This window comes from Saccharopolyspora spinosa NRRL 18395 (assembly GCF_000194155.1).
Taxonomy (GTDB): Bacteria; Actinomycetota; Actinomycetes; order Mycobacteriales; family Pseudonocardiaceae; genus Saccharopolyspora; species Saccharopolyspora spinosa.
The window spans coordinates 1,142,964-1,144,647 of the sequence record NZ_GL877879.1 but is presented as its reverse complement, the minus strand read 5'-3'; the positions used below and the strand labels follow the sequence as shown (position 1 = coordinate 1,144,647).

The window sequence follows — 1,684 nt, the reverse complement described above, 5'->3', positions numbered from 1 at the left end:
TGCGGCCAGGACGGCCTTCTTCGAAAGCCACACGCTCGATCACGGTCCTGTCGTCCAGACCCGCCATCGCGCGCCATACACTGACATCCGGCACGTCGTTCGCTCCCTGATCAGCTTGTTGATCTCGCAACCAACAACCTAGCCCAAAGCGACGGCGTGCCTTCATCTTCCGGACCCAACCCCAGGCCACACGCCCACTAATCGATCACAAGAGCCGATTTTTGGGAGGATTTTGGGAGTTGTGGATCTTGAGCCCTGAAATGGGGTCGCGCTGATCTTGGTCATGCATTGATCCATCTGGGTGAATATGAATGTGGTGCCGATCACTGCATATTGGGGCGGGTATGGGGTGCCGCTGTGGGCGTTGATTGATCATCCGGTGTGGATGTGAGCTCAGTCGTCGCCGGATGCATGCACGATTATTTCAGTAGTGAATGAAATAGATCTTGCTTGTAGTGGGTTTACGATCATCGAGCTGGGGAGCGTGACTGTGGGGGTGGCTTTCTGGTGAGGCGGGATCGTGCGATGGCGCTGTTGGAGGAGCTGTTGCGGCACGCGGCCGGTTCGGAGTGGCCGGCGGGTGTTGTCCGGGCCGTGTTTGTGTTCGGGTCATACGCGCGGGGCGCGGTGGAGCCGGCGTAGTGCTTCAAAAAGGGTTCGCTGGTTGCGGGGCGTGTTGAGTGGCCCGGGCGGTGGTGGGGTGGGCGGTGGCGCCGAGGATGTGAAGGGTGCGGGTGCGGACTTCCATGACGGACAGGGCGTTTAGCCGCTGGAGCCCGATGGTGTCGATGTGGAAGAAGTCCGTGGGGAGAAGAGCGTTTGCCTGGGCTTTGAGGAATGTGGTCCATTCGTGGTGCGCTGCCTGTCGGCGTTGTCTGGGATGGAACCCGGTGGCTGGCAGGACGCGGCGGGCGGTGGCTGCGCTGACTTTGTATCCCAGTCGGCGTAGTTCGCGGTGTGCGCGTCGGGACCCCAAGGGGTGGTTTCGGCGCCACATCGGCCTCACTCCTCTGCTGGAAACCTGGCGGACCGCAGGTGTTGGGGTCACCGTTGGTCCGCCAGGAGCTTTGACACGACTCCGCCTTCAGGGGCTGGGGTACGCGAGAACACACCGACGCGTACCGTCCGGCGGGAGCCGCGGGTTGGTGCGCAAGGCGAGCTCGGCGGGATCCGGTAGTCCAGCGTTCGTGAGGTAGCCGACGCAGTGCTCGCACCGGGGCAGTGGGCTGCTGGGTGGCTTCATCGCACACGGTGGCTGGATCCAGGTCCGGCACCACGCAACGGGTGTCCACTCGCCGGGCTGCACCTCGATCACCCGCGCATACTCGTCGTGGGCCCGGGGATGTGCGCTGCTGTTCCGGTGATGTCCGGCCACCAGTCGAACAGCACGTCCGCGACCAGCCGTTGCAGGAACTCTTGGGAGAGCTGAACGGAAATCAATGCGTGCTCCTTGCGGAAGGGCCCGGTCGGCGATACGTCGCCGAAGTCATGGCTGGTCGGGGTACAGCCCGGTGACGCATCGCCGACCGGCAGCTCGGCTCCCGGGCCGGGGGAGTGCTGGGAGCCGAGCCAGATCATGGGGGGTCAGTGCAGGGCGTGACGAGGCTCGTCGGTCTCGTCGAACAGGGCCCGCCGTGCCGCGAGGTAGACCGTGCACGGCGATGTCGGTCGCCGCCACGGTTTC

Annotated in this window: 1 protein-coding gene; it reads right to left on the bottom strand. The window is 64.2% G+C overall.

What is annotated here, in order from left to right:
- Window positions 1-1,311: 1,311 nt before the first annotated feature.
- On the bottom strand, window positions 1,312-1,578 hold the full coding sequence (locus tag SSPN_RS0124325) for a hypothetical protein (protein WP_010310110.1): 267 nt from the start codon (window positions 1,576-1,578) through the stop codon (window positions 1,312-1,314).
- Between the last annotated feature and the right edge of the window lie 106 nt (window positions 1,579-1,684).

Bases quoted from the DNA above. Each gene is read 5' to 3' on its own strand.
- SSPN_RS0124325 (WP_010310110.1), bottom strand. From the start codon at position 1,578: ATGATCTGGCTCGGCTCCCAGCACTCCCCCGGCCCGGGAGCCGAGCTG.